Raw genomic sequence first — 25,948 nt, 5'->3', positions numbered from 1 at the left:
GCCGGAGCCCGACGTGGACCAGGCGCTGACCGAGCTTGCCCGCACCGGGACCGGCGCCTGCCTGGAGTGCGCCGCCGCCGAAGTTCGGGCGGCGCCTGACCCCGGGGGCGAGGTCAGGCGGCGCCGTGGGACCGGTGCAGGACATGGCGGTAGGCCGGCCACCGCCCGGCGCAGTGGTCCGGATCGTCCTCAAGCACGCCGCCCCGGGATCGCTCCACCGCCCAGGAGCCCCCCGGCTCCGCTTGACGGGGAGGCTAATTAGGCGCCATATTACTTCTCGTGACCCAGCATCGCGATACCGGCCCCGTCGCCCCCACCCTCGACCAGGCCCGCCGCCAGATCGCCCGCTACGGCCTCACGGCCGATCCACAGTCGATCCTGGTCGCGGCGCGGCTGATGGCGGCAGGCGCCCGGATCGGTCAGGCCGGCGAGGCGCACTTCGGCCGATTCGGCCTCTCCACCGGCCGCTACCGACTGCTGGCCGACTTGGAGGACCACGGCGGCGAGAAGTCGCCCTCCCAGCTCGCGGAGAGCCTCGGCGTCTCCCGGGCGACCGTGACGGGCCTGGTCGACGGCCTGGAGCGGGAGGGTCTGGTGGCCCGCCGGCCGTCCGTCGAGGACGGGCGCGGCAACGTGGTGATCCTCACCGCGCGCGGCGCCGACAAGCTGCGCAGCCTGGCACCGGAGCACTTCACCCGGATGCAGGCGCTGGTCGGCGGGCTCTCCCCCGAGGAACGCGCCACCTTCCTCGACCTGCTGGCCCGGGTGGTCGCAGGCATCGACGCCCTCACCGCCGACTGACCCCACACTCGGGCGGGCCGCCAGACGGCCCGCCTCCCTTCAAGCCTAATAGTTAGGTACCTAAGCATAAATACTTAGGCACCTAATCAATCAGTCAGAGAGGACAACCATGAGCAAGAAGGCTCCCGGCGCTCCCCCGTCCTTCGTCCTGTGGCGCGAGGTCCTGGTCGCCTACGCCATGCCCGCCGTGATGGCCGGTCTCGGCGGAGCCGTCACCCGGCAGCCACAGCTGGTGGCCGCGGCGCTCACCACCATCGGCGGCACCTCCGCTCTGGTGGCCGCCGCCCTCGGCGCCACGCTGCGGCGCCGTCCCGTCCGCACCCGGGCCGCCCGGACCCCGCGCTCGCTCGCGGCCGCCGCCCTGGGTCTGGCCGCCGCGGCGCTCGGCCTGGCCATCGGCCTCGCCGCCTCGCGCTGGCTGCCGCAGGTTGCGGGCCTCACCGACAGCCCGTGGCCGCGCCGGCTGCCGGTCGACCTGCCGGTCTCCTCGGCGATCGCGGCCACCATCACCACATGGCGCTGGCGCGGCAGCCGCCCGACCCGCGCACCGGAGCACAGGCTCCCCACCACACCCCGACCCGAAAGGCAGACGTCGTGATCGTCATCATGGGCGCCAGTGGCGCCACCGGCGGCGCCACCCTGCGCAGCCTCGCCGCCCTCGGCGCACCGACCCGCTCCCTGAGCCGCGACCCCGCCCGCCTGGCCGCCGCACTCGACGAGCAGACGCTCGCCCGGACCTCGACCCTCCCGGCCGACGCCGCCGACCCGGAGTCCCTGCGGGCAGCCTTCCTCGGCGCGCACCAGCTCTTCCTCGCCATGGCCAACGGCCCGCACCAGGTCCAGTACGAGCTGAACGCGATCGAGGCGGCCGTCGACAGCGGCGTGGGGCACATCGTCAAGGTCTCCGCGCCCGCCGCCGAGCCGGACTCCCCCGTCGCGGTTTCTCGCGGCCACCACCTGGTCGAACAGCGGCTGCGGTCCTGCGGCATCACCACCACCATCCTGCGGCCGTACGCCTTCATGCAGAAGCTGCTGCTCCTGGCGCCCGGCATCGCCACCGGCGGGCTGGTGCACGGCGCGATGGGCCGGGCGCGGTGCAACTACGTGGACGTCCGGGACATCGGCGACGCCGCGGCCGCGGTCCTCACCCGCCCGGAGCTGACCGGCGGCACGTACCCACTCACCGGCGGGCGGGCCTACAGCCACCCGGAACTCACCGCACTGCTGGGCGAGCTGCTCGGCAAGCCGATCCGCTACCTCGACCTCAGCCCGTCCGAGCTGTACGCCCACCTGGTCGGCCGGGCCGGGATGCCGGACTGGCTGGCCACCCATGTGGTGGAGATCCAGCAGCTCGCGGTGGTCCGCAAGGAGACGCCGGACGACACCTTCCTCCGCCTCGCCGGGCGCGCCCCGCGCACCCTGGAGGCCTTCCTCGGCGAGAACCTGCACCGGTTCCGCTGACCGCCGGACAACACGGCGGGCCGGGCCCGGCCCGGGAAACCCAGCCCGGAAGGCCCGGCCCGCCACCCGGAGGGAGCAGCATTCGCTGTCTCCAGGGCTCGAAGAGCCAGTGCACACTGAACGACTGGAGGTCCGGCGCCCGCCTGCGCCGCAGCGCGATCACGACGCGGACGAGGGGCCGCGAGAAGCACCTCCGGCCGTTCCCAGGCACCCCATCAGCGGGACCGGACTCCTCGTCGAGGACGGCGACGGATCTCACGTGCTTCACCGGCCGGACGGGGAGGAGAGAACCCACCCGGCACCGGTGCAGGCTGTCTGACAGCCGGCGCATGGGCAGAAGGAGCACCAGACGGATCAGGACAACTGATCTCGCGAAGGAATGTGGGAATGTGGCAGCCTCACCGCTCGTTGTCAGCGCATGCTGCGCTTACTGACAAGCCCCCTTGTCGTACTCGTCATCGTGGTACCACTGTTCGTTCTGGCCGCGTTGCGGAAGCTGGTTCAGCAAGGCCAGCAGCACGGTTGGTTGCCCGGTCGTTTGACGGAACGTGAGTTCGGCAGCCGAGGTGTGGGTGCGACGGCCACCGAGGAACTACATGCGTTGATCTATCCGAGCAAGCTCGTCCAGCTGGAACAACGCCGTATCGCACTCGTCTTGCGAGATGACGAGCAGGACGGCGCGCCCAAGAAGACAGGGATCGATCTTGACGCCGGGACTGCGCGTATCCACTGGCACGGCCGGCCAGACTGAGCCGCGGAGCCACCATGCCTGCGGCGGGAGGAACAGGCCTTGCCCTCGGCGCGGGGCCGGCAGATCACCACCTGGTTCAACCAGGAGGCGTGGACCGGGGTGTGGACCATGACGGCGTTGGGGAAGGCGGCGCTCAGCCGGGCGGCGGCCTTCTGACCGCGGTCGGATTTACCGCTGTCGACGATCCCGAAGACCCGCTTTGCGGTGGCGTAGGGATCCTGGGTCATGACCTGGGTGACCAGGTTCGTGAACGGCGCGATGCCGGTCTTCGGCTCGCAGCGGCCGAACACCTGGGCGTGGCGGACGCGGAGCTGCACAAGGCGCCGGCCGGGTGGGGGCTTTCGGAGCCGGAGGGGGACGGCGGGCGCGGGCTGTTCCTGGTGGCCGCGGTCGCCGACCGGCGGGCAGGGGGGCGCAGCGGGTCGATCCGGGGGAACGGGGGCTCGGCGGAGCTGTCCGTGAAGGCGGTGCCGGTGTGATCGGGTGGGTGCTGAGCCCGTCCGACTGGGTGCCGGCCTCCGACCGTACGGGCAGCGGGCCGGTGTACGAGCCCGAGTGCACCTCGTGCCCCGACGGTTCCGGCCCGGCGGACGGCGAGGATGCCCGACGGTGCGGTGCCTGAACCACGCGGGCCGTACCGGTCACACCGGCAAGCCAGCGGGCTACGGACTACCGGAAGGGAGCGGCCAGGGCTTGGCTGGTGATCGGCCCGCAGGGCTGTGACCGCGGCTGTGGGTCCCCGCCCCGGACTCGTACTCGTCTCGGGACGGGGGTGGGGGTGGGGGTGGGGGTGGTCAGTGTTCGGCGCGCAGGACTCCGAGCAGTCCGTTGTTCTCGTCGTTGATTCCCGCGGCGAACCAGACGGCTTCCTTGCCGCCGGACTTGTCGGTGCCGCGCTGCAGCCCCCACAGCCCGGGGATCGCGATCGGGTGCCCCTCGTGGTCCTCCAGGGTCGCCTTGAACGCGCCGCTGTGCAGGTCGAAGACGTTGATGCGGCCGTCTCCGAAGTTGCCGACGAGCAGGTCGCCGGAGAACTTCCCGAATCCCTTGGGGGCCACCTCCAGGCCCCAGGGCGAGTTGAGCACGCCCCGGCTCGCGAAGCGCTTCAGCAGCTTCCCGTCCTTGTCGAACACGTCAATGAAGCCGTTGCCCGGACCGGGGGTGTCGTCCTCCTTCTCATCGTCCTGCAAGGCGTAGGTGACGAACACCTTGGAGCCGATTTCCTTGACGTCGAACGGCGCGAACCCGGCGGGAAGGCTGGGGTCCTGGAACGCGCCATTGGACGGCACGAGCTCGAAGTCCTCGTTGAAGATGTCGATACGCGCGTCACGGAAGTTCGCGACGAGCACCCGTGGCTCCCCGTGCTCGCGGTCCTCCCCGTGCTCATGGTCCTTCCCGTGCTCCCCCTCCTTCCTGTGCTCCCCGTGCTCCCCGTCTTTCCCGTGCTCCCCGTCCTTCTCGGCCCCGTGCCTGCCGCCCAGCACTGCCAGCCCCTTGAAGATGGCGGTCTCGTCGCCGCTGTCCTCGTGGGCGACCAGGACAGCGTCCGTCTGGGACACGTCCGGGTTGTACGCGAACAGGTCGCCGTGCTCACCCGCGAAGAGGAAGCGGGCGGGACCGGTCTTCCCGAAGCCGCTGAACTCGAAGTCGTCGCTGTCATTGCGCACGACCCCGGTCGGTGCGCCGTCCGTCGGGAACGACACGACCCGGGACAGGATCTCGACCGGCTTCCCCTTCTGGCCGCCCGAGTAGGTCGTGGCTTTGTCGGTGTGGTTGTCCGCGACGAAAAGCTCTCCGGAGCGGGTGGTCACCAGGCCCCAAGGGTTGGCCAGATTGGGATCGGTCACCTCTGCCCTGCCCGGGATGTCGGATACGAGATCGGTCTCCCGGAAGCCTTGATGCTGCTGCGGCGCCTCCCCTGGCTCCCCGGACAAGGGCGGCGACGCGGCGGCGAGGGCGCCGACAGTGCCGAGGGTCAGCGCGGCTGCCATCAGCCGCTTCCTGAAGGGGCGGGGTCGGTGGGCCGGTGCCTGCGGTGTCATGGTGATGCTCCTCTTCCAGCGTCAGTGTCCGGTGCGGACGAGCTGTCGGAGTCATCACAGAGGAGCGCACATGCGCACGCCACTCGACACGCGTCACCCGTCGTCATGAGCAGGTGTATTCCCTGGTGGGAACACACGATCAGACGAAGGTCCCTCGTCGCGCTCGGGATCGCCTACGAGTGGTCCCGCGGCCGGAGGCAGGGCTCGTCGTCCGGGTTGACCGGGAAGGGGCCGGGGCAGTGGGGGCGAACACCTCGCGGGCGCGGCGGCGCGGGCGGCCGCGTATCACGGCCGCCGCCTGGATGCGCGCAGGGCGCCCGCGCCGAAGGCGTTGGCGTTGGCGTTGGCGTTGGCGTTGGCGACACCGTCGCCGAGGCTCTGGCCGTCGCACCGGCCGAGAGGCTGCCCGCGGCCTGGCTGTGGGGCGCCGTCCTCGAGAGCGATCCGGACACCGGGTCGTGCCATGCCGGCGGCGCAGTCCCAGACTGCGTTCAAGCGACCAGGGTCAGGCCTGTCTTGGCCTCCTCCATGGCGTGGTCGACGTCTTGGGCTGTGAGGAGTTCGGTGAAGCCGATCTCCGTGAGTTCTTCCCTCATGGGCTTCACGAGCAGCGGCGAGCAGGGCACGGCGTTCCTCTCGGTCGAGGCAGTTGGAGACGCTCCGTCGCATACCGAGTGTGTGGCGCTCAAGCCGTCTGGGGTGGTAGCAGCACGATCTGTGAGTGACTTTCAGCCGGAAGCCATGATTCTGACGAGCACTCCGACACGCCCACCCGGTGGTCAAGGCTGGCATCAGGTACGCCGGCTGTGGGGCGCCGCGCCCGGTCGATCAGCCGCTCGACTCCGGGGCGGTCAGGACGAGCCGCCTACCGAAAGCCGGTATCGGGCCGACCATGGGCGGCGTCGGCGACCCGTTCGACAACACCCTGGCGGAGAACCGCGAGGGGCCGCTTCCGACCGGCCTGCACCCACTGCGCCTGTTGAGCGGAGCGGTGGTCCGCCGCACCCGCCGCTGACCGCTCTCGGGATCCGTCTCTGGTCCGGCACGCCGGCGCCGGGCGGGATTGTTCGTCCTGCTGTGGTCCGTGGCAGGGCCCGTTGTGCGTGACAGGGCCGAGGCGTTCGGGGGGGTCGACGCGTGGCTTGTTTGATCTGTCGGGCCGAGGGCCGCAGAGTCGGGATGCGGCGCCGCGCGCCGCTGGCAGCCCTGCCCGCCGGGCACGCCCGCCTAAAACGCCCGTCCGGGAATCCCGGGCGGGCCTCACCTCCGGGAGCGGTTGTGTCGATGGTCGTCGACCTGGTCGTGATCGGCACGGCCATCACCCTCGGACCGCTGCACAACAGCGGCTTCATCCTGCTGCTCGCGTCGCGGCGCGGCGTTCGCAAGGGCCTCGTCTTTCTGCTGTCCTGGCTGGCCAACCTGGTCGTGGTGATCGCCTGTGTGGTGCTGCTGACCGGCGGGACGCCGCCCGTCCACCACAGCACGCCGTCGACCGCGGCGGTCGCCGCCAAGCTGGCCATCGGCGTCGGCCTGGTGCTGTTCGGCGGCTATCGGCACCGGCAGCCGCCCCGCCCGCACCGGCCACCGCGCTGGACGGCCCGCATCGACGACGCCTCGCTCGGCACTGCTGCCGCACTCGCCTGGCTGCTCCAGCCCTGGGCCCTGGTCGGTGCCGGCGCCGCCACGGTCGTCGCCGCCGACCTCTCCTCCCTCTCCGACTGGCTCGCCCTGACCGGCTACTGCCTTCTGGCCACCCTCAGCCTCCTGGTCATGGAGACGTATACCGTCTGGGCGCCGGGCCCCGCCCAGGCCCGGCTGAACGCCCTGCGGACCTGGCTCGAGCAGCACCAGGACCAGCTCATCGTCACCCTCTCGATGCTGGCCGGACTCTGGCTGACCGCCAGCAGTATTCATGAACTCGTCGCTTAACGACCGGCAGGTCAGTTCCCGGTCATCGGCCCCTCCGGCGTCGTCAGCGGATCTGGGGATCTGCTGACCCGTTGTGCGCGGTGGTGGGTGGTGGGTTGGGGTGGGGCGTGAGGTGGTGGCGGAGATCCCCCAACGCACCCCGGTCCGCACTCGGTACAGCACACGTTGACGTCCTCGGCCTGGTGGCTCGTGCGAGGTCCTGCCGTGCGGATGCGGCGTGGCAGGACCTCGCACGAATGTCAGGACAGCGGCGCGGGCTCCTCCGGTACCAGGGAGTTGCCTGCGGGGATGCGGCCGCAGTCGGACGGGGCCGTCCGGCCGGCGAAGCGGTCACCCAGCCAGCCCAGCGCGACAGGCGCCCAGACGACGGGCGCGCCTGTGTGGCTGAGCAGCTCGTACTGGCTGTACTTGACGGCGGTGCCGCCGGTGGCGCAGTACTGCCGGGCGAGCGCCCGCACGTCTCCGGTGACCATGACGCCGTCGCCGGTGCCGACTCCCGGGTGGTTGCCGAAGGTCCCTTCCAAGATGCCCGCGTTGCCCTGGGCGATGAATCCGGGGACGGTCGGGGTGGCGGCGGAGCCGAGGTTGAGCTTGTTCACCGCCTCCAGGAACGCGGGAATCGAGTTGGGGTCGGCGTACTCCGGCTTCGCCATCTTCTTCCAGGTCAGCCCGGGGTAATGACCGAGGGCGTCGAGGATGGAGCCGTGCTCCAGCTCCTTGTACACCTCCAGGCCGTAGCCGTTGAGATAGGCCTTGAGGTCGACGCCGTACGAGCGGGAGACCCCGATGACCGACATGGGGATGACACCCGACCACGCAAGTGAGCCGTCCACGTACTTCAGGTTGTGTGCCGGGTCCACGAGCAGGCCGCCCTCGGCGTACCCGACCAGCTTGCGGTTGACGTCCGGCGCGTAGCTCGGCGCGAGCGCGGCCGCCCAGTTGGTTGCGATGGAACCGCCGGAGTAGCCCATGAGGCCGAAGGCGGTGGAGGAAGTCAGTCCGGTCTGCACCGACTTGGTTGCGGCGCGGATCGAGTCCAGCGTGTTCGTCCCGTACTCCGGCCCCGCGGCGAAGTTCGCTCGCTGTCCCTCGGTGTCCGGGATGACGACGTCGTAGCCCTGCGTCAGCAGTGGTGCCAGGAAGAGGGCCTCAACGTTCGGGATGAGGCCGCCCAGGGTGACGTCGCCGGCGATCGCCCGGGACGGTCCGTCTTCCGGGCTGAGCGAGTCGTAGAACGATTGGTAGGACACCGCCTTGCTACGGTCACCCGTGGGGCTGCGCACCACCGTGGTCACGTTGGCCGCGGGGCGGCCCTGGGCGTTGGTGGTGCGGTAGAGCAGTTGAACTGCCTTCAGGGGCGTGGGGATGCCGACGAGGTGGTACTGCAGCGTCCGGGTCTTCAGCACCGTGCCCGGCGCGAACGCGGACAGGGGCCGGCTGCCGCCATAGGCGTAGAACGGGTCGTTTGCCGTTGCCGTCGCTGCTGCCTGCGTGGACTCGGCGGCGGTGGCCGCCGGCGCGGCGGTCATGGCCGCCGCGGTGGCGACAGCGACGGAGATCAGGCGAACGGTTGCCTTGGTCATGCGTTCCTCGATTCCCGGGTGGGGGGTGACGCGCCGACACAAGGTCCCGTACATCGGCGCGTCAGGCCGGGGCGGGCGGCCCCCGGCAGGCAATTGCGGAACGATGCGGCCGCGGTCCGCCGCATCTGGCCATCCACCGGCCAGTAGTGTTACCAACCAGTAGGTGATGTCCCGGAAACATCATGGGGCCGGTATGCGGCCAAGTCTCCGGGGCGGGGAACAGAGATGTGCGAGGTGGATTGTGACCGGATCCAACGCCGTGGAACGGGACCCGGTGCCGCAGTTCGGCGGCGTGCCGGTCCACAAGCGGCTCCAGGACGCCGCCGGGGCGCTGGAGCGTGCGGTGATGGTCCGGCTCGTCGAGCGGCTGCCCGTCTACGGAACGCTGCCGGCGGAACACCTGGGCGGCGACATCGCCAAGCAGGTGACCCGCGGCATCCGGAGCTTCGCCGCGGTCCTCGTCACCGGCGAACTGCCGGGGCAGGCTGAAGCGGCGGCGATCCGCGAGTCCTCGGCCCGGCGTGCCGACGAGGGCGTGCCGCTGGAGGCCGTGGTCGGTGCCTATCACCTGGGTGCGGAGGAGTGCGCCGCCCAGGTCTTCTCGGCCGCCGAACCGGGCGACTTGGGCGATGTGCTACTGGTGCAGCGCCAACTGCTCGCGTATCTGCGGCTGGTGAGCTGCGAGGTTGCGGCCGGGTACGTACAGGAGCGGCAGACGGCGCTCAGTGACGAGCAGGTCGCCTTGCAGTCGCTGCTGTCCCGGCTGCTGGAGGGCGGCAGCCCACAGGTCGCGGCCGACCGCGCCGGCATCCGTCTGCCGCCCTGCTACCTGGTGTTGAGCATCTCGGTGGGACCGCACCCGGACGAGCTGGTGCCCGGCGTGAACCATTCGGTCGCCGCGCGCCGCAAACTCCGGCGGCTGCGCAATGAACTGCAGCGCCAGACGACAGGAGTCCCGCTGTCCGTGCTGTCCGGCGACGGCGGGCTGATACTGATCCCGTACGAGACCCCGGCCGCCGAATTCGGCCGTGCGGACCGGGACCGGATCTCCCGGCTGGTCGAACAGCTCGGCCGGATGTGCGGCGCCGAGCTGGTGGCTGCGGCGGCAGCCGCAGCACCGGAAGGCGTCGCGGAGGCTGCCCGGCTGGTCGGCGAGGTACGTGAGGTGGCGGAGGCGTCCGGCCGAGGGCCCGGACTGTACCTGCTCGACGATGTGCTGCTCGAGTACCAGCTGAGCCGGCCCGGACCGGCCAGGGAAGGGCTCGCCGCGCTGCTCGACCCGCTGGATGCGCGCCCGGAGCTGCTCGTCACGTTGCGCGCGTTCCTCGCGTGCAGCCTGGACCGGCGCCGGGCTGCCGCCCGGCTCCAGGTCCACCCGAACACGGTCGACTACCGCCTGCGCAAGGCGACCGAGCTCACCGGACTGGACGCTGCCCGCGGCGCCGATGCGCTGACGCTGCGCGCCGCACTGGCCGCCCACGACGCCTTACGGCAGGGCAAGCCAGACGCAGGCTGACACCGCCCGGCTCCGCCGGATCGGACGACCGGCCGTGCGCGCCGTCTCCCCGCCGACGGGCCCGACGCCCGGTCAGCACTTCTTGGGGAGAGCGGCGCGCACAGCGGAGCCGCGGGTGATGAAAGCGACGCAGATGACAGGCGGCGTCGTTTTTTTTCCGAGGCCGACGGCGCGTTGGGACGCCGTGTGGCCTGCCCGGCGTCAAGTCCCGTAGCCCAGCTCGCGCTCCGCGACAGCGCGGAAGGTGCGGGCGGGGCGGCCGATGACGCGCTGGATGGAGTCGGTGACGCGGTCTTCCGCTCCCTCGGCGATGGCCCGGTCCATGCCGGCCAGCATCGCGGCGAATTCCTGCGGCATGAGCGCGGCGAGTCGGTCGCGCATCTCCTCGTAGGACAGCGGGCGATGGACCACGGGACGGCCGGTGACCTCGGTGATGACCGTGGCGATGTCGTCGTGGCTGAGCGCCTCCGGTCCGGTCAGGACGAGGTCCCTGTTGGGTGGCTGTACGTCGGTCAGCGCGCGGACGGCCACGGCCGCGATGTCCGCGGCGTCGACGAAGCCGACCCGGCCGTGGCCGGTGGCGGTCAGGAGGGTTCCGTCGGTCCGGATGCCGACGGCATGCATGTGGCCGCCGGTGAAATTCTGCATGAACCAGGACGGCCGCAGCACCGCCCACTCGTCGAAGATGCCCGGCAGGGCCTGGTGCACCAGGCCCACGGCCGGCCCGCCCTCCGGGATGGAAGAGGCACTGAGCAGCACCGCGCGCCGCACGCCGACGGCGCGGGCCCGGCGCAGGAAGGGCAGGACAACGGCCGCGGGGTCGGGATCGCTCACGGGCGGGATCACATAGACGCGGTCGACGCCGTCGAGGGCGGTGTGGTGGGTGTCGGGGTCGTACCAGTCGAAGGCGACCGGCTCGGCGCCCGGCACGGGTGTGCCCTTGCGGCTGGCCGCCCTGACGGGGTGACCGGCGGCCGTGAGCTGTGCGGCAGTGCGGCTGCCGGTGGTCCCGGTGGCACCGATGACCAGCGTGGTGCCGGGTACGGGTATGGCGCCGGTCGTGGTCATCGGCTGCTCCCTGCGAAGTCGGTACCGGGCTCCAGGGCGGCAAGGGGGTTCCAGTAGTCGCGGTAGGAGGTGAAGCGGCCGTTCTCGGTGGTGACGACGGCGACGTACCTCATGTCGAAGGGGCGGCCGGTCTGCACCAGCCGGCCCACGCCGCGCATCTCGACCACGACGGTCCGTGGTTCGGCGGTCTCGTGGATCCGCAGGTCGGCCTCGGGAAAGTCGTGCAGGTCGATGTGGTCGGGGTAGGGGCGCATGTAGTCGGCGATCGCCTCCCTCCCCTCCAGCCTCGCGGGTCGGCCCGGGGGCGCGAACGGGAACTCCATCACCCCCTCCTCGGCCCACAGGCCGACCCAGCCGGGTATGTCCTTGGCGAGGAGGAGGCTCAGGCTCCGGCGGTAAAGCTCCGCCGGGGAGACGGATTCGGGTGCGGACATGGGTATCCTCCGTACGATAGATGTGGACCCTGGGTCCGCTTTGACAATACGGACTCCGGGTCCGCTTTTCAATTGGAGGAGCCGCGTGCCCGAGTACGAGCGGAAGCCCCGCAAGGACGCCGTCCGAAACCGGCAGGCCGTCCTGGAGGCCGCAGACGCCCTCTTCGCCCGGTGCGTGAGCCCCGAGGACCTCACGATGGCCGACATCGCGGTGGCGGCCGGCGTCGGCAAGGGCACGCTCTTCCGGGCCTTCGGCGACCGCGCCGGCCTGCTCCGCGCGCTGTACGAGGCCCGGCTCGAGCCGGTCCGGGAGGCCGTGGAATCGGGCCCGCCGCCCCTCGGGCCCGCCACCCCGCCGCAGGAGCGCGTACCCGCCCTGCTCGACGCCGTCCTGTGCTTCAAGCTCGACAACCGCCGCCTCGCGCTGGCCCTTGAGGAGAGCGGGGGCAGCAGCCTGTACCAGGCGGAGCACTACGCGCGGTGGCACGGCCTGCTCCGGTCCGTGCTGGAGCAGGTCCCCGGGCTGACCGACGCCGACTTCACCGCCCATGCCCTGCTCGCCGCCACCCGGGCCGACCTCGTCGAACGCCTGGCCGGCCAGGAGGGCGTGCCGCGCGAGAGGCTACGGGCCCAACTGTCGGGCTACGCAAGAAGAGTTGCGGCCCCGGACCCGCACGCGTCCCGCCCGCAGTGACCGGTCGAGGACCTCGGCGGCCTCGACCACGACGAGATGCTCGGGAACGTCCGGGGCCGCTACGCCGGTGATCGCCGAAGGCAACACCGGCGAGGAAGCACGCACCATCGCGGCGCGCATCGTGCGAGGGCGTCCGGGGATGCGGGCGCGGACGTTGTCGCGGGCGATGCGCAGGGTGACGCCGGTGAGCCCCTCGGGAGCGAGGGACCTGACGGCGAGGGCGGGCTGGTCGACACGGCCCGTGGCCTCGACGGCCAGGTCGAAGCCGTGCGGGTTCGGCTCGACCGCCTCGGCGGTGCACGCGCCGTATCCCTCGGCGAGGGAGCGGTGTTCGGGGGCGGGCTCGGGGTCGGGGTCGGGCTCGGGCTCGGGGTCGGGCTCGGGCTCGACGTTGAGGAAGTCGGAGGCTCCGAGGGCGCGGGCGATGTCGCAGACGTACGGGCCGATGCTGCCCCGGGCCACCACCAGCGCCCGGGAGCCCGGGCGGGCGTTCAGATGGGGTGCGACCAGGCGCCAGGCTGCCCTCGCTCCGCTGGCGCTCACGCAGCTGGAGACCAGGCCAAGGCCTCTGACACCCTCCCGGATCCCGCCCGCCGGCCCGGCACGACGGCCGAACCGGCGGCGGGTCCGCTCAGCCGAGGCGGGTGAGCCGGGTGCCGACGGAGGGCTCGGTCAGGGCGTTCTGGACGGCCACCGGCACGCTCTTGGCCCCTTCTCCGTCACCGGCCGTCAGGGTGCCGACCTCCGTGCCGGCCTTCGCCTGGTGCGGCAGCGGCGAGGCACCCGCGGCGACGGCGAGCTTCACGCGCTGGCCCGGAACGCCGATCACGTCCAGATCCTTGGTGGCCACGAGCGGCGCGCGGCCGCCGAGGCCGTCGTCCACGTAACCGACCCTGTCGCCCTGGCGGACGAGCGGGGTGGACGCCAGGGCCGTCCGCACCGCTTCGATGATCTTCCTGCTGTTCGTCTGCACCAGGGCCAGGCTCTTGGTCGCGTTCGGGTCCGGGCCCTCCACGCGCTGCTCCATCAACGTGCCGAGGATCAGCGGGGTCTCGTCGCCGACCGACTTGTACGCCGCCCACATCAGCGTTCCGCCGGCCGGAGTGCTGGAGCCGGTCTTGATGCCGCGTACGCTCAGGCTCTGCACGCTGAGCAGCTCGTTGTTGTTGACCAGCGGCTGGGCCAGCCCCTTGATGGGTGCGCTGGGCATGGCGACGATCGTGCGGAAGACCTCGTCCTTCATCACCGCCTCGGCCAGCTTCAACTGGTCGGTGGCGGTGCTGACGGTGCCGGCGTCCAGGCCGCTGGGGTCCGTGTACGTGGTGTCCTTCATCCCGAGGTCCCTGGCGGCGGCGTTCATCTTCTCCACGAACGCGGCCTCGGAGTCACTGCCGGTGTCCCAGCGGGCCAGCAGTCGGGCGGCGTTGTTGCCCGAAGGGATCATCAGCATCTTGAGCATGTCCTGCTGGCTGAACTTCGTTCCTGCCGTGAGCCCCTGGATCCGGGACTCGTTCTCGGAGTTGCCGTCGGCCACGGCCTTCGCGTCGACCGTGATGTCGGGACCGGGATCGTCCTTGCGCAGGGGGTGGCCCTTGAGGATCACGTAGGCCGTCATCACCTTGGCCACGCTGGCCGTGGGGACGGGCTTCTGCTCGCCGAATGTGCCGATGTCGCCGGAGCCGGGGACGCGGACGGCCCCCTGGCCCTTGGCGGGCCAGGGTATGGAGAACTGCCCGTCGACGGTGTGACCGGTCTCCGTGGCGACGAGCCGGGGGGCGGGGAGCGGACGCAGCAGCTGGGCGCCGACGTAGGCCCCGGCGAGGAGCAACAGGATCGGCGTCCACACCTTGACGCGGCGCACCGCGGTCCGGCGGGGGGTCTCCTGCGGGGGAGGGGTGTTGGTGAGCTCGGCCAGCAGATCCAGCGGTGGCTTGGGCGTCGTGGGCGCGGGGGCCTGGGGCTGCGGCTGGGGCCGCGGCGCGGCGGGCGCCGGCGCGTCGAGCGGCTTGAGGGCGACGAACCGGCTCGTCCGCTCGGAGTCGCTCTCCTCTTCCCGCGCCCATGCGGGCGTCTTCCGGCCGTCACCCTCGGCCGTGGCCTTGGCGGTGGAGCCGTACTGGCCCCCTCGGGCGTCGGACCCGTCGCTCGGCGCGTCGGCGCCTTCTGCTCCGGCCGAGGGCCGGGCTGCCTTGTTCGCATCGCGACGCGCCTTGCTGCCGTCCCCGGACGTGTCCGTCGCGGCGGCGGCCGTGGGCTTCCGGCCCGTCGCGGCAACGTCGGGCGCGCGGAACGCGACGGTTCGTGTGTCCTCGCCTCCGCCGTCGGAGTCGGCCGTGGAGGCCGGGGCGTCCGCGGCCTTGGTCCCCTCGCCCGGCGCGTCCGGGCGCGTCGCGGGCCTGGTCCCGGTCTTGGCCGTGCCGGACGCCGGCTTGGTGGGCGTCAGCGTGCAGTCGGCCTTCTCGTCGGCATCGGCTGCGGCCTTGGTACGGCTTGCGGGCGCTTCATCCGGCTCGGGCTCGGTGTCCTTGCCGGTGCCGGCGGTGGGCCGAGGGCCGCGCTCGGGTTCGTTGCCCGCTGCGGCGGCGTCGGGCGCGCTCGGCGCCTCGGCGTCAGGGGTGGGTCGAGTCCCGCTCCCGGGCTCAGTGCCCGGTGCGGAGGCCTTGGGCGCGGGTGACGCGGCTCCCGTGCCACCGGCCCCGGTGTCGTTGTTGGGCTCGACAGCGGTACGTGCGCGCATGGTGGGCACCTGCGTGTCGTCGGCCCTCTGCCCGACCTTGGCTTCCGTGTCCGTGCCGCCCGCGGCCACGGCCGCGGCCGCGGGCTCGGGCTCGGGCTCGGGCTCGGCCTCAGGCTCAGCCACGGGCACGGCCTCGGGCACGGCCTCGGGCACGGCCTCGGGCACGGCCTCGGGCACGGCCACGTCACCAGCCTCGGTGACGTCCGCGGTGTCAAGTTCCGTGGATGTGTCGTCAGGGCCCGCCCCCGCGGCGGTGGTTCTCTCGAGCTCCCGGCCGTTCGCAGAACCGCCCGCCGCCGTTATCGCCTTCATCCCAGCCCCGCCTTGCCACTCACACTGTTCAGATAACGTGCGGCGATGCCCCTACGAGGCCCCGCCGCACTGGTAGATGCACGCAGCGCACGGCTCGTTCCACCTGCTCGATCTTGTGACCGTTCGGTCGTCGAAGCAGCCCTCCATGGCCGCCGAGTTGTCGGTCCGGCCGCCCTGTCTGGCGATCTCTTCGCGGTCGCGGCCGGCGCGGCGGGCGCTGGTGGTCAGGCCGCGGCGGGGAAGTGGCCGGTGGGACGGTAGCCGAGGTCGCCCCCGCCCGCCGCGCCCCTTTCGGTGCGGCGGGCGGTTGCCGCGCGGTCTGCAACACACCGGAGGGCCGATACCGCCAGTGTTTGATTTTGCGGCGACCCGGCTCGCTGCCGCCCCGCGGCCGGCCGCAGCACGACCCGACGAGAGCCCAACGGCCGCTCATCCCGGGTGGCTTCCGGCAGTCCGGGCACCGGCTCGGACGAGCCGTCGATACCGCCTCCGCCACCAGGATGCCGGAGGAGCCGCTCACCCCCGCCGGGGCTGTGGGACACGCACGGAAGCCATGCCTGCCGCTGTGGCGGCTTGGATCCCCATGTCGGTGTCCTCGAAGACAAGGCATGCCTCCGGTGGGACGTTGAGGTGCTCGGCTGCGCGCAGGAACCCCTCGGGGTCGGGCTTGGGCTTCGTATAGTCGCCGGCGCACACCAGTACGTCGAATTTATCGAGAAGACCGAGAGTGGTCAGCGACACGGTGACGGAGTCGCGGGTGCTGCCGGAGACGACGGCCGTCGGTATGCGCTGGTAGGCGTGCTCGATGTGCGGCAGAACCCCTGGGACGGCGGTGAGTTGCGGGAGGAGCCTGCGATAGAGGTCTTCCCTTCGGCGGGCGACGGCTTCCACCGGCATGGCCAGCCCGTGGCTCTCGTTGAGCGAGACGATGATGTCCGCTACCGGCCGGCCTCCCCAGTCGTAGAAGAGGTCTTCGGGGAACACGCAATTCCACTCGCCGAGGGCTTGCTTCCAGGCGAGGTAGTGCAGAGGCATGGAGTCGGCGATCGTGCCGTCGCAGTCGAACAAGTAGGCACGAAAATCGCCGGGCGGCAGGGAGATGATCACCGAGTCAGCGTATATAGCTCTGCCCGCGTAGGTTCAGCCGCCGTGTTCAAGCTGCGGTTGCCAGGAGGCGTCCGCCCCAGCGGATGCCCTTCTCACAGCGGATGCGGGCGCGTTCGCGCCGTTGGGCGGCGAGGCCATCGGGGTGGCGAGTGTTGGCATCGCGCCAGCGCAGGTAGGCGTGGGCGAGCGGCCGTACTCGGAGGTGCCCGCCGGCGTCCGGGCGACGCGGCCGGCGCACAGGCGGGACAGTGCCCCTCCCCCGGCCCCTGGGCGGCGTTCCACCTCGGCAGCGCCGTCGAGCAGTCCGTGGAGTTCCGCGCGGAGCTCCGCAAGGACTCCATCGGCGCGGCCGAGGCCGTCGAGGGCCAGCGCCCGCTGGTGGCCCCGCTCCTGGAAGCACTCGGCGAGCACGGCGTCGAACTGCCCGGCCCGCTCGTCGACTGGCTGGAGGAAGTCCGGCTGCACCGGCACCCCATGGGCAAGACCGACAACATGATGGTCACCGCCGTCGCCCCGGTCGACCGGGGCACCGGCCCGGAGCCGGTCGAGGTGCTGCTGCTGCGCACCACCGTGCTCGGGCACCAGAACGACGAGGGGAAGCCGAAGGCCACCACCGTCGCCCTGCTGCGCGTCCGCACCGACTGGGACACCGTCGCCGGCAGCGTCCGGGGCGCGGGAAGCAATCCGCTGCGGGTGAGCCAGAACGCCGGGCTCAAGGTCGACGCCGCCCTGTCCGTGGCCGGGACCGCCACCCTCACCGGCGCGACCACACTGAGCGGGGCGACCACGCTGTCCGGCACCACCGTCTTCACGGGGACGACCCAGCTCTTCCAGAGCGCGCAGATCCGGCTCTGGAACAGGGGGCAGGCCCCGGGCTCCGGCAACAAGTTCACCTCCACCGCGCAGACCGACGGCATCCTGACCTGCTCGGTCAAGCAGTTCGACGCCACCCGCTATGACGAGAACATCGGGTACAAGGCCAACCTCACCCTGAACATCGGCGGCCGGTACCACTACTGCGCCGCCCCGATGCTCCGAAAGGTCGGGGGCGGGTCCGAGTACAACCTCACGGTGCCGGTCCGCAAGGTCCGCAAGGGCGAACAGATCGAGGCCTGGCTCGCGGTCGACGGATCCTGCTACGGGGAGAACGTGGCCCTGGCGCTCGCCTGGTCGGCGGCCGGCAAGCGGGCAGACCTCATGGCCGTATCCGGCGAAGCGCCCTACGTGCTCGACGACTCGGAGGAGGGCATGGACGAATACCTCAGGCTGCTCGCCGAGGACGCCGCACGACCGGTCGGCGACAAGCCGGAGGAAGAGCGCCGGGGCAAGGGTGTGACCCCCTTCTCCCAGGGCCACGACACCGCGTCAGGCTGTTCCGGGCCGGATCCCTCGTCGCAGGGCGGCCGAGGGCGTACTCGACCTGTTCCTTGCCTCCCGGCCGCCCCGGCCGCCCCGGTCATCAGGGCGGCGCGGTGTCGTCGGCTGCGAAGGGGCCGCCGTGACCGGGCACGATCAGGTCCGCGGCGGCCGGCACGCCCGACCCAGTGACTCCGTCCGGTCAGCAGCCGATCGTGACCCACGTGTGCGCGGGGTCGGTGCGGGTGAAGGTGTCCCTGACGCTCGACAGGCTGCCGAGTTCGGCGCCGGTGGGCGGGGCGATCAGCCGCAGGTCAGTCCCAGCGGAAGTGCCAAGTGCGTGCACCGGCAACGCTCTTGGCATGCTCATCGAATGTGCCGATCAGACAGGGGCCGTCGTGGACGACGTTCGTCATGACGAGGGTGGAGGTCAGGCGCTCGGACACCGGGCACGGCGTCTCGTGGTGCGATCAAGGCGGAACGGAGGTGCGATGGAGTAGCCCCGCAGGCCGTCGCGAGGCCTACGGCCTCCCGGAGAGTGGCGGTGATCCCCCGTGCCCGTACGCACCCTGCCCGTAGGACGGCGGCGAGGGGGCCTGCGCCCGCGCGACACGAGGCGGAGGGCGGCTACCGCTGCTGCTGTCTGCGCGGCCTGCGTCGCCTTCACCCCCGCCCCCGCAGCCCCGCCGGCGCAGGCCGCCCCCGCCCCGTCCGAGCCCTGTCCGTCCGGCTGGGTGTGCGGCTGGACCGGCCCCGACTACACGGGCGTGGCGGGCTTCGTCTCGCAGGACATGCCGCGGTACCCGGAGACGACCGCGTACGTCGGATTCAACGGTGGTGCATCCGTGTGGAACAGTGCCGGAAGGTGGCGCCGAAACGGCCGCCTCTGGGGCCGGTGCGTCACCGTGTACAACGGCACGGAGTACCGGGGGCAGAGTCGGACCATCCTCCCGAACCAGGGCATCGCCCGGATCCCCGCGTCGTTCGGGAACATCCGCTCCAACCGGTTCGACGTGTGCCGACTGTCCTGACCCCGGGCGGGCAAGGGAGACCATCGACCACCAACGGTGCGACGTGGAGCCAGTGTTCGGCCGTTGGTACCCGATGCAGACAGCGCGCCGTCGTCGTCGATGGCCGCGACCGCGGCTCGGCCGCGGGGACACGTGCGGCGGGCAGGCGGCGGCCGGGTGCCGGGTGCGGCGGAATGGTGTGACCGTGGGGGTGCCGTCGGCATGGGGAGACGCCCGGTGGGAGCAGGGGCGGCGTACGGTCGGGCGATGGTCCGTGGCTTGTCGTCACGGCTGTCGTGCCTCACCCGGTCGCAGACCGACCGGTCCCGTCCGTTGATGTCTCCGGAACAGGAGCACCCGATGCGCCTTTACGCCCAGACCCGAGCACGTCGTTGCCGGCAGGTGCTGGCCGATCTGGTGGCCGTGGTCCTGGTGGCGGCCGCGGTGAGGTTCGCGCTGGCCGTCCATGACGGGATCATGCTACTGGCCGAGCCGGGGCGGGAGTTGGAGGACGCGAGCGGCAGCCTTGCGTCCGGCCTCGGCGATGCGGGGGACGCGGCGTCGAACGTACCGCTGATCGGGGGCGTCCTGAAGAAGCCACTGCAGTCCGCCGCCGAGGCCGGCAACGGGCTTTCGGATGCCGGGCAGTCGATGCAGGACGTGGTGGGCCGGGTGGCCAACCTGACGGCGTTCGCCCTGATCGTCTTCTCCGTGGCTTTCGTGCTGGCGCTCTGGCTTCCCGCGCGCGTGCGCTGGATCCGGCGCAGTGCCCGGATCCGCGGGCTGCTCGAGGCTCCGGGCGGCGCCGACCTCCTGGCCCTGCGGGCGCTGACCGGGCCGGTGAAGGACCTGGCCGCGGTCCCGGTGCCGCCGGGGGGTCTCGCCGAGGCGTGGCGGCGGGGGGACGAGCAGGCCATCGGTGACCTGTCCCGGGTGGCGCTCAGGCGGGCCGGCCTGAGCGCCTGAGGCCGCCGGGCCCCAGCCGTCCCGCGTGTCCGGCCCTTCCTTCAGTACTGCTACCGAACCTCCCTGCCGTCGCCACTCGGGGCCCGGCACTCATCCGCGCCCACGACTCTCATCTCCAGCGGGAGAAGAGCACGATGCAGATATGGGAGGGGCCGGTGGAGCGCCGGTCCCGGCTCAGGTCGGGGGCGAGGCCCTGGGGCCGCGACGAGAGCCGCGGGTGAACGGACCGCCCCGCGGGATCAGGTGGTGGGCAGCAGCGCCCAGAACGGCGCCGAGGGCAGGGGCCACGAGGTAGATCCACAGGCCGGCGGTGGTTCCGGACATCAGCACGGGGCCGAACTGGCGGGCGGGGTTGGCGGCGCCGCCGCTGAGGGGGCCCAGAACGGCCACGATCGCGCCGACGAGAACCGCCAGGACCCAGGGGAACCATCGTGCGCGGGCCGGATGCGCGAGGAAGAAGCCGATCACCAGCGTAACCACGACCAGGCAGCCGCCCTCGGCCGCGAAGACGGCCCAGCCGTTCCACGACGGCGCCGCGGCCGCCGCGCCGTAGTCGACCCGGGCGACCGCCGGCCCCCAGGCCAGGCGGGCCAGAACGGTCCCGGCGACCGACCCGCCCAGCTGCGCAGCGACGTACGCCGCCACGCCCCGGCCGGGGAAGGCCCTCAGCAGCCACAGTGCGAGCGTGACCGCGGGATTCATGTGCGCACCCGAACGCCGCCCCCACGGGGAGCGGATCAGCGCGAAAACGAGCGCCCCGGCCAGCGCGCCCACCACGAGGAGGGCCAGATGGACGTTCGCAAGGGCGAGGGGGGAAGCCGGATCGAGTACCCAGCGGATGATCGTGACCACGGCGAACATCAGCATCGCGGTCAGGACGAACTCGTACAGGGGGTGACTGGGGCGTTCGGGCTCGGTCCGCACGGGCGCGGGGCCGGCACCCGTATCCCTTCCGGGTTCACCGGCCGGGGCCGCAGGCCTGGACATCTCGCCTCCGCTCATGGGTTCTCCTTCCGATCGGGCGGCTTCGGCGCTCGGGTCGTGCACGTGAGCACGTCGAGGAAGCGTGCGGCACTCCCGGGCCGGGATGTGCGCGTACACGCCGACGAGCAGGGCCCTGGCCCGGACGGATCCTCGGTACGGATGACGCAGTCGGCGGGCGTTGTCTGCGGCGGCCCCGACGCCGCCGGGGCCGCCGGGGCCGCGGCGAGGAGATGTGCCCAGTCGGGTGGCGTCGCCGGGGAGCGCGCGGACGCCGTGCGCGGGCGCCGTGCGTCCGAGGACCCGCCGCGTGACCGGCACGATCAGCCCCTGGAGTACCTGCGGGACGCACGGCGCTCCCGGATACGGCGTCGCAGCCGGTCGGCCGCTTCGCCGAGGCTGAGCAGGAGGGCGGTGCTCACGGCGCACACCGGAAGCGAGGTGCGCGTATCACTGACCTGCCTCCCGCCCCACATGGCGAGGTTCATCGCCCCCCCCACAACAGGAGGAGGGGGACTGCCTTCGCTCGACGGCTGCGGGTCATATGCGTGTTCCGCTCTCCCGCCGGGGGGCAGGCGCCTGTTCCGGTTCTCGGGTCAAGGCCAAGCACCGCAGGCGCAGGCGCAGGCGCAGGCAAGTCCCTGCTGTTCAACGAGCTCGTCTGCGTCAGTGCCGACCCCGGAACGCCGCCGGGTCGCCAGGCCGCGCCCCGGTCGGCGTCATGAAGCGGTACCGGTGACCGCCAGGGCTGCCGGGCCGGTCTGCGCCGTGGCGGGGGCCAGGGGGCCGGTCAGCAGTGCGAACGCGGAGTCGAGGCATGCGGCCGCGTGGCCGGGGTCAGGATTGACCTTGCGCATGATCTGCAGGCCCTGGACCAGGTTCTGCAGCAGTCGGGCGCCCTGCTGGGGCGTGATGACCGGGGAGAGCTCCCCGGACCGCGCGGCGCGCTCAAGCTGTGCGGTGAGCGTCTCCTCCGCGACCCGCAGGCTCCGGCGTGCCAGCGTGGCGACTTCCTGGTCGTGCGGCAGAAGCTCGGCGATGCTGTTGACGCTGAAGCAGCCGGCGTCGCCGCATGCCGCGTCTGCGGCGAGCAGCTTGTCGAGCACCTCTCGCAGCTGTGCGAGCGCCGGCCGGTCCTCGCTGAATGCGGTGGTCAGCAGGTGGGCCTGGCGGTCCAGGTAGCGGCCGAGCGCGCGGATGAAGAGCTGGTGCTTGTCCCCGAACGCCGCGTAGATCGAGCCCCGGCCCAGCCCCAGCTCTTCCACCAGGTCGCTCATGGCGGTCGCTTCGTACCCCTTGCGCCAGAACAGGAGCATCGCCCGGTCCAGGATCGCTTCTTCGTCGAATGTGCGTGGTCTCGCCATGGGTCCACGGTAACGAAGGACGACGCCCGAGGGCCATTTATTTGACCGCTCGTTCCAGAACGTCTAGATTATGGAACGAGCGGTCCGGAACTATCGAGTGGGGTCCGCCGCCGCCCCGTGCCACCAGCACGTCGGCTCATCGAGTACGTGATCAAGGAGTTCGCCATGAAGGCAGCAGTCATCAACCAGTACGGCCAGGTCAGCGATGTAGTGACCGTCACCGACATCCCCGTTCCGGCCGTAGGCCCGCAGGACGTACTGATCGAGGTCCACGCGGCGGGGGTGAATCCGGTGGATCACTTGATCGTCAAGGGCTTCATGGCGTCCGGAGAGCTCTCGCAGCCGCTGGCCATCGGCAGCGAGGTCGCCGGTGTGGTGGCCGCGATCGGCGACGCGGTGACCGGGTTCTCGGTGGGGGACGAGGTCTTCGCCCGGGTCGACCCGCGCGTGGGCGGAGCATTCGCCGAGTACGTGTCCGTGCACACGGCGCTGGTCGCCGCCAAGCCGAAGGAGCTGTCGTTCGAGGAGGCGGCGGCTCTGCCCCTGGTCGCCCTCACGGCCTGGCAGGCCCTGACCGAGCAGGCCAAGGTGGGAGCGGGGACACGGGTGCTGATCCACGGCGGTGCCGGCGGAGTGGGCTCGGCGGCAATCCAGATCGCCAAGCACCTCGGTGCCGAGGTCGTGGCCACCGCGAGCGCCGACAGCGTGGACACGGTCCGCGCCCTGGGCGCCGACCAAGTGATCGACTACCGGGCCGAGCAGTTCGACGAGGTGCTCTCCGACCTCGACGTCGTCCTCGACACCATCGGCGGCGAGACCCAGGAGCTCTCCTTCCGCGTGCTCAAGTCCGGCGGGACCCTGGTGTCGATCGTCCCCATCCCGGACGCCGAGGCCAAAGCGGCCCGGTGGAACGTTGACGCGCGCAGCTTCTACATGCGGCCGCACGGCGAGCAGCTGGCTCGGCTCGCGGCCCTGGTGGAGTCCCGACAGCTTCAGCCGATCGTCGAAAGGGTCTTCCCGCTCGACGAGACCGCCGACGCGCTGCTGAAGGTGGAGCGCGGCGGCGCCCGCGGCAAGACCGTCATCGGTGTCCGGTCCTGACCAACCGCCCGCGGGCAGGCACGAACGAGATCACGGACCCGCCCGCGCACAGGGAGGCGGGCCGCCGATGCGGGCGCTCGGGCCGAGTCCGGGCCCGCCGGCGGCCACGTACCGCACGCCGAGCGGACCGCAGGCCGGCCAGGCGCCTGTGAGGCCTCCGCCGGACGTCGGCCGACGAGTGAGGACTTCGGCGATCGGACCGGCGGCGCTCGGGGTGGTACGCAGACGCAGGCGCCAGTGGTGCGGGATCAGCCCTCACGCGCCACCGGGACGTCGCCACCAAGGCCAGGCGCCGCCTGGTCCGACGGCGGAGTGCGGAGCCCTGCGGGGCGGGCGGAACAGCACCGCCCCGCCCGCGGCCGTAACGCATTCGACGCGGCGCCCGCTCCCCCGGTATCGTCCGGATTGTCATGTACAGTTCCTCTCGCGTCCGCTCCCCGAGCAGAGGTGACAGCAGGTCAGGAGCATCACCGCAGCGAGGCGGCACGGCCCGCGCGGTGGGCCCGGGCGGGGCGACGCCGGGGGCGAAGGCGAGAGACCTCGAGGAGACCGAGAACGTGCACGAAGCCGGGCCCATCCATGCCGTCGGACAGGGCCGTTACGTCTTGCAGGCTCCGCTGGGCGAGGGCGGCATGGCATCCGTCCATCGTGCGCACGACACGGTGCTGGGGCGTACCGTCGCCGTCAAGACCCTGCACGCCGACCTGGCCCGCGATCCCTCCTTCCGCGAGCGCTTCCGCCGCGAGGCCCGCGCGGTGGCCGCGCTGAGCCATCCGAACATCGTCGCCGTGCACGACAGCGGCGAGGACAGTGGTCCGGACGGGCCGGTCCAGTACATGGTGATGGAGTACGTCCAGGGCCGCTCGCTACGCGAGTTGATCCGGGATCACCTGTCCCCATCCCCCGTCGGCGGGATCCCACTGGACCGGGCCCTGACGGTGACCGCGGCCGTCCTGGACGCGCTGGCGTGCAGCCACCGGCAGGGGCTCGTCCACCGCGACATCAAGCCCGCCAACGTGATGACCACCGCCGACGGTGCGATCAAGGTGATGGACTTCGGGATAGCCCGGGCGCTCCAGTCGGATGGCACCGCCATGACGCGGACCGGCACGGTGCTCGGCACACCGCAGTACCTCTCCCCCGAGCAGGCGCTCGGCCGGCCCGCCGACGCGCGGTCCGACCTCTACTCGGCCGGCTGCATGCTGTTCGAACTGGTCACCGGCCGTACGCCGTTTGACGGCGAGTCGACGATGAGTGTCCTCTACCAGCACGTGCAGCAGCCGGCGCCCGCGCCGTCCTCGTTCAATCCGTCTCTGCCCGCGGCCGTGGACCGCGTCGTCGCCCGCGCGCTGAGCAAGGCCCCCTCCGACCGGTACGAGAGCGCCGAGGCCATGGCCGAGGACGTCCGCCGGATCGCCGCCTCCCCCGGCAGGCCGGCCACCCCCGCTGCCACCGCCACCGTCACCGCCACCACGGTTGATGCGACCGCGCCCACCGTCACCGCCGACCCGGGCGGCTCCGACCGTACGGGCGGTCCCGCCGGAACCGGGGACGGCGGCCCGGACGGCGGCGCGGCATCCGTCCGCCGGACCGTTCGCCCGCGTCCTGCCCACGATGTCCGGACCCTCCGCAAGCTCCGGATCTTCGCCATGGGCGCCTTTCCCGTGATAGCGATGGCGGTCGCGGCGAGCTCGCTCGGCGGCGGGTCCCTCTTCGGCAGCCGGCACACCCCGGATCCGCGCGCCACCGGTCCGTACGTCTCGTGCGCCCCGGACACCTCCTCGAGCGGTGACTTCAATCCCCCGTCGTTCACCGGCATGTCCGCGGCCGAGGCCACGACCTGCGCCGGGATCGCCGGGCTGAAGCTCGACCAGAAGACGACCACCGGCACGAAGTACGACAAGGACACGGTCACCCGCCAGGAACCGGCGACCGCGAAATCGGTCGAGCGGGGCAGCACGGTCACCGTCTGGGTGTCGACCGGCGGTGACCCGCGCGCCAAGGGCGACCTGGCGAACTGCGAGGTGGAGGAGCAACACGGCAAGGTCTCGGTCCCCTGGCTCAAGCAGCGGACCGCCGCCGACGCGCGGGTCTGCGCGGAAATCGCCCACCTCCGGCTGCACGAGGCCGGCGCCGTTCAGGACGCGCTCACCCCGGCCGGTCAGATCTCCAAGCAGGACCCGGTGTCCCAGGACGTGCCGACCGGCAGCACGGTCACCGTGTGGGTCTCCTCCGGCGGCGACCCGAGGGCAGTGGGCGAGCTGGCCGGCTGCGACCTGTACGTGAGCAGCGAGCAGCCGGAGGTCCCCTCGCTGGAGTTCCTCTCCATCGAGAACGCCCGGACCTGCGCGGAGATCGCCGGCCTGAAGCTGGAGGAGCACACGGGCCCCGATGCGGTCCGGCCCGCCGGGCAGGTCGTCCGGCAGGAACCGGCGAGCCTCGCTCGGATCAGCCTCGGCAGCACGGTGAAGGTCTGGGTCTCATCCGGCCGGCCCTGACCGCGCCCGCGGCTGCCGGTTCGCTCGACGGCTCCCCATCCGCGCAACACCTCCGCCACGAGGCCCCCTCCGGTGTGGGCCGAGGCACCCCTCGGCCCTGCCGGTCGAGCTCCGCCTCGGTGCGGGCCGGCAGGATGCGGGCGAAGCCGGCGCCTCCTGCGGCACCCATCAGGCCGAGGCCGTACGGGGGCGGCGGGGCTCCGCGGGACGGGGGCGGCGGGGCTCCGCGGGACAGGG

At 72.0% G+C, this 25,948-nt stretch carries 25 protein-coding genes and 2 pseudogenes; 14 read left to right on the top strand and 13 right to left on the bottom strand.

The features are described 5' to 3' along the window. Nucleotides 1-279 precede the first annotated feature (279 nt). The 5 genes from AB0I68_RS31140 to AB0I68_RS31120 all read left to right on the top strand — a co-directional run bounded on the left by AB0I68_RS31140 (nt 280) and on the right by AB0I68_RS31120 (nt 3,492). Nucleotides 280-801, top strand: a complete 522-nt coding sequence (locus AB0I68_RS31140; protein ID WP_363180709.1) for a MarR family transcriptional regulator — start codon at nt 280-282, stop codon at nt 799-801. Nucleotides 802-910: 109 nt separating this feature from the next. Beyond that, complete coding sequence (locus tag AB0I68_RS31135; protein ID WP_363180708.1) at nt 911-1,399, top strand: hypothetical protein; 489 nt, start codon at nt 911-913, stop codon at nt 1,397-1,399. Continuing rightward, nucleotides 1,396-2,262: an NmrA family NAD(P)-binding protein gene (locus tag AB0I68_RS31130; RefSeq protein WP_363180707.1), complete on the top strand. Its 867-nt coding sequence runs from the start codon at nt 1,396-1,398 to the stop codon at nt 2,260-2,262. The genes AB0I68_RS31135 and AB0I68_RS31130 overlap by 4 nt, the downstream gene beginning before the upstream one ends. Before the next feature lie 418 nt (nt 2,263-2,680). Further along, complete coding sequence (locus AB0I68_RS31125; RefSeq protein WP_363180706.1) at nt 2,681-3,013, top strand: DUF6191 domain-containing protein; 333 nt, start codon at nt 2,681-2,683, stop codon at nt 3,011-3,013. A 101-nt stretch (nt 3,014-3,114) separates the two neighbouring features. Continuing rightward, the gene (locus AB0I68_RS31120; protein ID WP_363180705.1) at nt 3,115-3,492 is read left to right on the top strand and encodes a hypothetical protein; all 378 of its coding nucleotides are present in this window, start codon (nt 3,115-3,117) and stop codon (nt 3,490-3,492) included. Between the two features lie 315 nt (nt 3,493-3,807). Here the strand turns inward: AB0I68_RS31120 and AB0I68_RS31115 are convergent, their stop codons facing one another. The 3 genes from AB0I68_RS31115 to AB0I68_RS31105 all read right to left on the bottom strand — a co-directional run bounded on the left by AB0I68_RS31115 (nt 3,808) and on the right by AB0I68_RS31105 (nt 5,651). Then, nucleotides 3,808-5,004, bottom strand: coding sequence for a TIGR03118 family protein (locus AB0I68_RS31115; protein ID WP_363180704.1), 1,197 nt, complete (start codon nt 5,002-5,004; stop codon nt 3,808-3,810). 336 nt (nt 5,005-5,340) lie between these two features. Continuing rightward, complete coding sequence (locus AB0I68_RS31110; protein ID WP_363180703.1) at nt 5,341-5,550, bottom strand: hypothetical protein; 210 nt, start codon at nt 5,548-5,550, stop codon at nt 5,341-5,343. Further along, nucleotides 5,547-5,651: a BrxA/BrxB family bacilliredoxin gene (locus AB0I68_RS31105; RefSeq protein ID WP_363180702.1), complete on the bottom strand. Its 105-nt coding sequence runs from the start codon at nt 5,649-5,651 to the stop codon at nt 5,547-5,549. Before AB0I68_RS31105 ends, AB0I68_RS31110 begins: the two co-directional genes overlap by 4 nt. Nucleotides 5,652-5,947: 296 nt before the next feature. On the opposite strand from AB0I68_RS31105, the gene AB0I68_RS31100 reads away from it, so the two are divergent. Together AB0I68_RS31100 and AB0I68_RS31095 are read left to right on the top strand one after the other, a co-directional pair. Further along, nucleotides 5,948-6,070, top strand: coding sequence for a hypothetical protein (locus AB0I68_RS31100; RefSeq protein ID WP_363180701.1), 123 nt, complete (start codon nt 5,948-5,950; stop codon nt 6,068-6,070). A gap of 269 nt (nt 6,071-6,339) precedes the next feature. Beyond that, nucleotides 6,340-6,984: a GAP family protein gene (locus tag AB0I68_RS31095; protein ID WP_363180752.1), complete on the top strand. Its 645-nt coding sequence runs from the start codon at nt 6,340-6,342 to the stop codon at nt 6,982-6,984. 239 nt (nt 6,985-7,223) lie between these two features. Here AB0I68_RS31095 and AB0I68_RS31090 read toward each other — a convergent pair whose 3' ends face one another. After that, nucleotides 7,224-8,567: a lipase family protein gene (locus AB0I68_RS31090; RefSeq protein ID WP_363180700.1), complete on the bottom strand. Its 1,344-nt coding sequence runs from the start codon at nt 8,565-8,567 to the stop codon at nt 7,224-7,226. Between the two features lie 241 nt (nt 8,568-8,808). Between AB0I68_RS31090 and AB0I68_RS31085 the strand changes: the two genes are divergently transcribed. After that, a complete protein-coding gene (locus tag AB0I68_RS31085; protein WP_363180699.1) occupies nt 8,809-10,083 on the top strand; it encodes a helix-turn-helix domain-containing protein in 1,275 nt (424 codons plus the stop codon). A 201-nt stretch (nt 10,084-10,284) separates the two neighbouring features. Here the strand turns inward: AB0I68_RS31085 and AB0I68_RS31080 are convergent, their stop codons facing one another. Continuing rightward, entirely contained in the window at nt 10,285-11,151 is an 867-nt protein-coding gene (locus AB0I68_RS31080; RefSeq protein WP_363180698.1) for an NAD(P)H-binding protein, read from the bottom strand. Further along, nucleotides 11,148-11,585, bottom strand: a complete 438-nt coding sequence (locus AB0I68_RS31075) for a nuclear transport factor 2 family protein (protein WP_363180697.1) — start codon at nt 11,583-11,585, stop codon at nt 11,148-11,150. Before AB0I68_RS31075 ends, AB0I68_RS31080 begins: the two co-directional genes overlap by 4 nt. Nucleotides 11,586-11,670: 85 nt before the next feature. Between AB0I68_RS31075 and AB0I68_RS31070 the strand changes: the two genes are divergently transcribed. Beyond that, the gene (locus AB0I68_RS31070) at nt 11,671-12,279 is read left to right on the top strand and encodes a helix-turn-helix domain-containing protein (RefSeq protein WP_363180696.1); all 609 of its coding nucleotides are present in this window, start codon (nt 11,671-11,673) and stop codon (nt 12,277-12,279) included. Between the two features lie 135 nt (nt 12,280-12,414). Here AB0I68_RS31070 and AB0I68_RS31065 read toward each other — a convergent pair. The 4 genes and pseudogenes from AB0I68_RS31065 to AB0I68_RS31050 form a co-directional block, all read right to left on the bottom strand. Beyond that, nucleotides 12,415-12,798: pseudogene (locus AB0I68_RS31065) on the bottom strand (hypothetical protein); the annotation flags it as partial. Nucleotides 12,799-12,910: 112 nt separating this feature from the next. After that, a complete protein-coding gene (locus tag AB0I68_RS31060; protein WP_363180695.1) occupies nt 12,911-15,199 on the bottom strand; it encodes a serine hydrolase in 2,289 nt (762 codons plus the stop codon). A 645-nt stretch (nt 15,200-15,844) separates the two neighbouring features. Next, nucleotides 15,845-16,435 (bottom strand): HAD family phosphatase, encoded by a 591-nt coding sequence (locus tag AB0I68_RS31055; protein WP_363180694.1) that lies wholly within the window; start codon nt 16,433-16,435, stop codon nt 15,845-15,847. A 46-nt stretch (nt 16,436-16,481) separates the two neighbouring features. Further along, a pseudogene (locus tag AB0I68_RS31050) lies at nt 16,482-16,616 on the bottom strand (IS630 family transposase); the annotation flags it as partial. Nucleotides 16,617-16,741: 125 nt separating this feature from the next. Between AB0I68_RS31050 and AB0I68_RS31045 the strand changes: the two are divergent. Further along, nucleotides 16,742-17,983 (top strand): hypothetical protein, encoded by a 1,242-nt coding sequence (locus tag AB0I68_RS31045; protein ID WP_363180692.1) that lies wholly within the window; start codon nt 16,742-16,744, stop codon nt 17,981-17,983. A 10-nt stretch (nt 17,984-17,993) separates the two neighbouring features. Here the strand turns inward: AB0I68_RS31045 and AB0I68_RS31040 are convergent, their stop codons facing one another. After that, nucleotides 17,994-18,137, bottom strand: a complete 144-nt coding sequence (locus AB0I68_RS31040; RefSeq protein WP_363180691.1) for a hypothetical protein — start codon at nt 18,135-18,137, stop codon at nt 17,994-17,996. Nucleotides 18,138-18,345: 208 nt separating this feature from the next. Between AB0I68_RS31040 and AB0I68_RS31035 the strand changes: the two genes are divergently transcribed. After that, nucleotides 18,346-18,822, top strand: coding sequence for a peptidase inhibitor family I36 protein (locus AB0I68_RS31035; RefSeq protein WP_363180690.1), 477 nt, complete (start codon nt 18,346-18,348; stop codon nt 18,820-18,822). 339 nt (nt 18,823-19,161) lie between these two features. Then, nucleotides 19,162-19,767, top strand: a complete 606-nt coding sequence (locus tag AB0I68_RS31030) for a hypothetical protein (RefSeq protein WP_363180689.1) — start codon at nt 19,162-19,164, stop codon at nt 19,765-19,767. Nucleotides 19,768-19,941: 174 nt separating this feature from the next. Here AB0I68_RS31030 and AB0I68_RS31025 read toward each other — a convergent pair whose 3' ends face one another. After that, on the bottom strand, nt 19,942-20,769 hold the full coding sequence (locus tag AB0I68_RS31025; protein WP_363180688.1) for an aquaporin: 828 nt from the start codon (nt 20,767-20,769) through the stop codon (nt 19,942-19,944). Between the two features lie 698 nt (nt 20,770-21,467). Further along, entirely contained in the window at nt 21,468-22,112 is a 645-nt protein-coding gene (locus AB0I68_RS31020) for a helix-turn-helix domain-containing protein (protein WP_363180687.1), read from the bottom strand. 165 nt (nt 22,113-22,277) lie between these two features. On the opposite strand from AB0I68_RS31020, the gene AB0I68_RS31015 reads away from it, so the two are divergent. Both AB0I68_RS31015 and pknB read left to right on the top strand, forming a co-directional pair. Then, on the top strand, nt 22,278-23,213 hold the full coding sequence (locus AB0I68_RS31015; protein WP_363180686.1) for an NADP-dependent oxidoreductase: 936 nt from the start codon (nt 22,278-22,280) through the stop codon (nt 23,211-23,213). A 557-nt stretch (nt 23,214-23,770) separates the two neighbouring features. Next, nucleotides 23,771-25,711, top strand: a complete 1,941-nt coding sequence (gene pknB, locus AB0I68_RS31010; protein ID WP_363180685.1) for a Stk1 family PASTA domain-containing Ser/Thr kinase — start codon at nt 23,771-23,773, stop codon at nt 25,709-25,711. Nucleotides 25,712-25,948 lie beyond the last annotated feature (237 nt).

The organism is Streptomyces sp. NPDC050448 (genome assembly GCF_040655295.1).
In the GTDB taxonomy this organism is placed as follows: Bacteria; Actinomycetota; Actinomycetes; order Streptomycetales; family Streptomycetaceae; genus Streptomyces.
The sequence above is the reverse complement of the archived record's forward strand: the minus strand, read 5'-3'. Positions and strand labels throughout refer to the sequence as shown.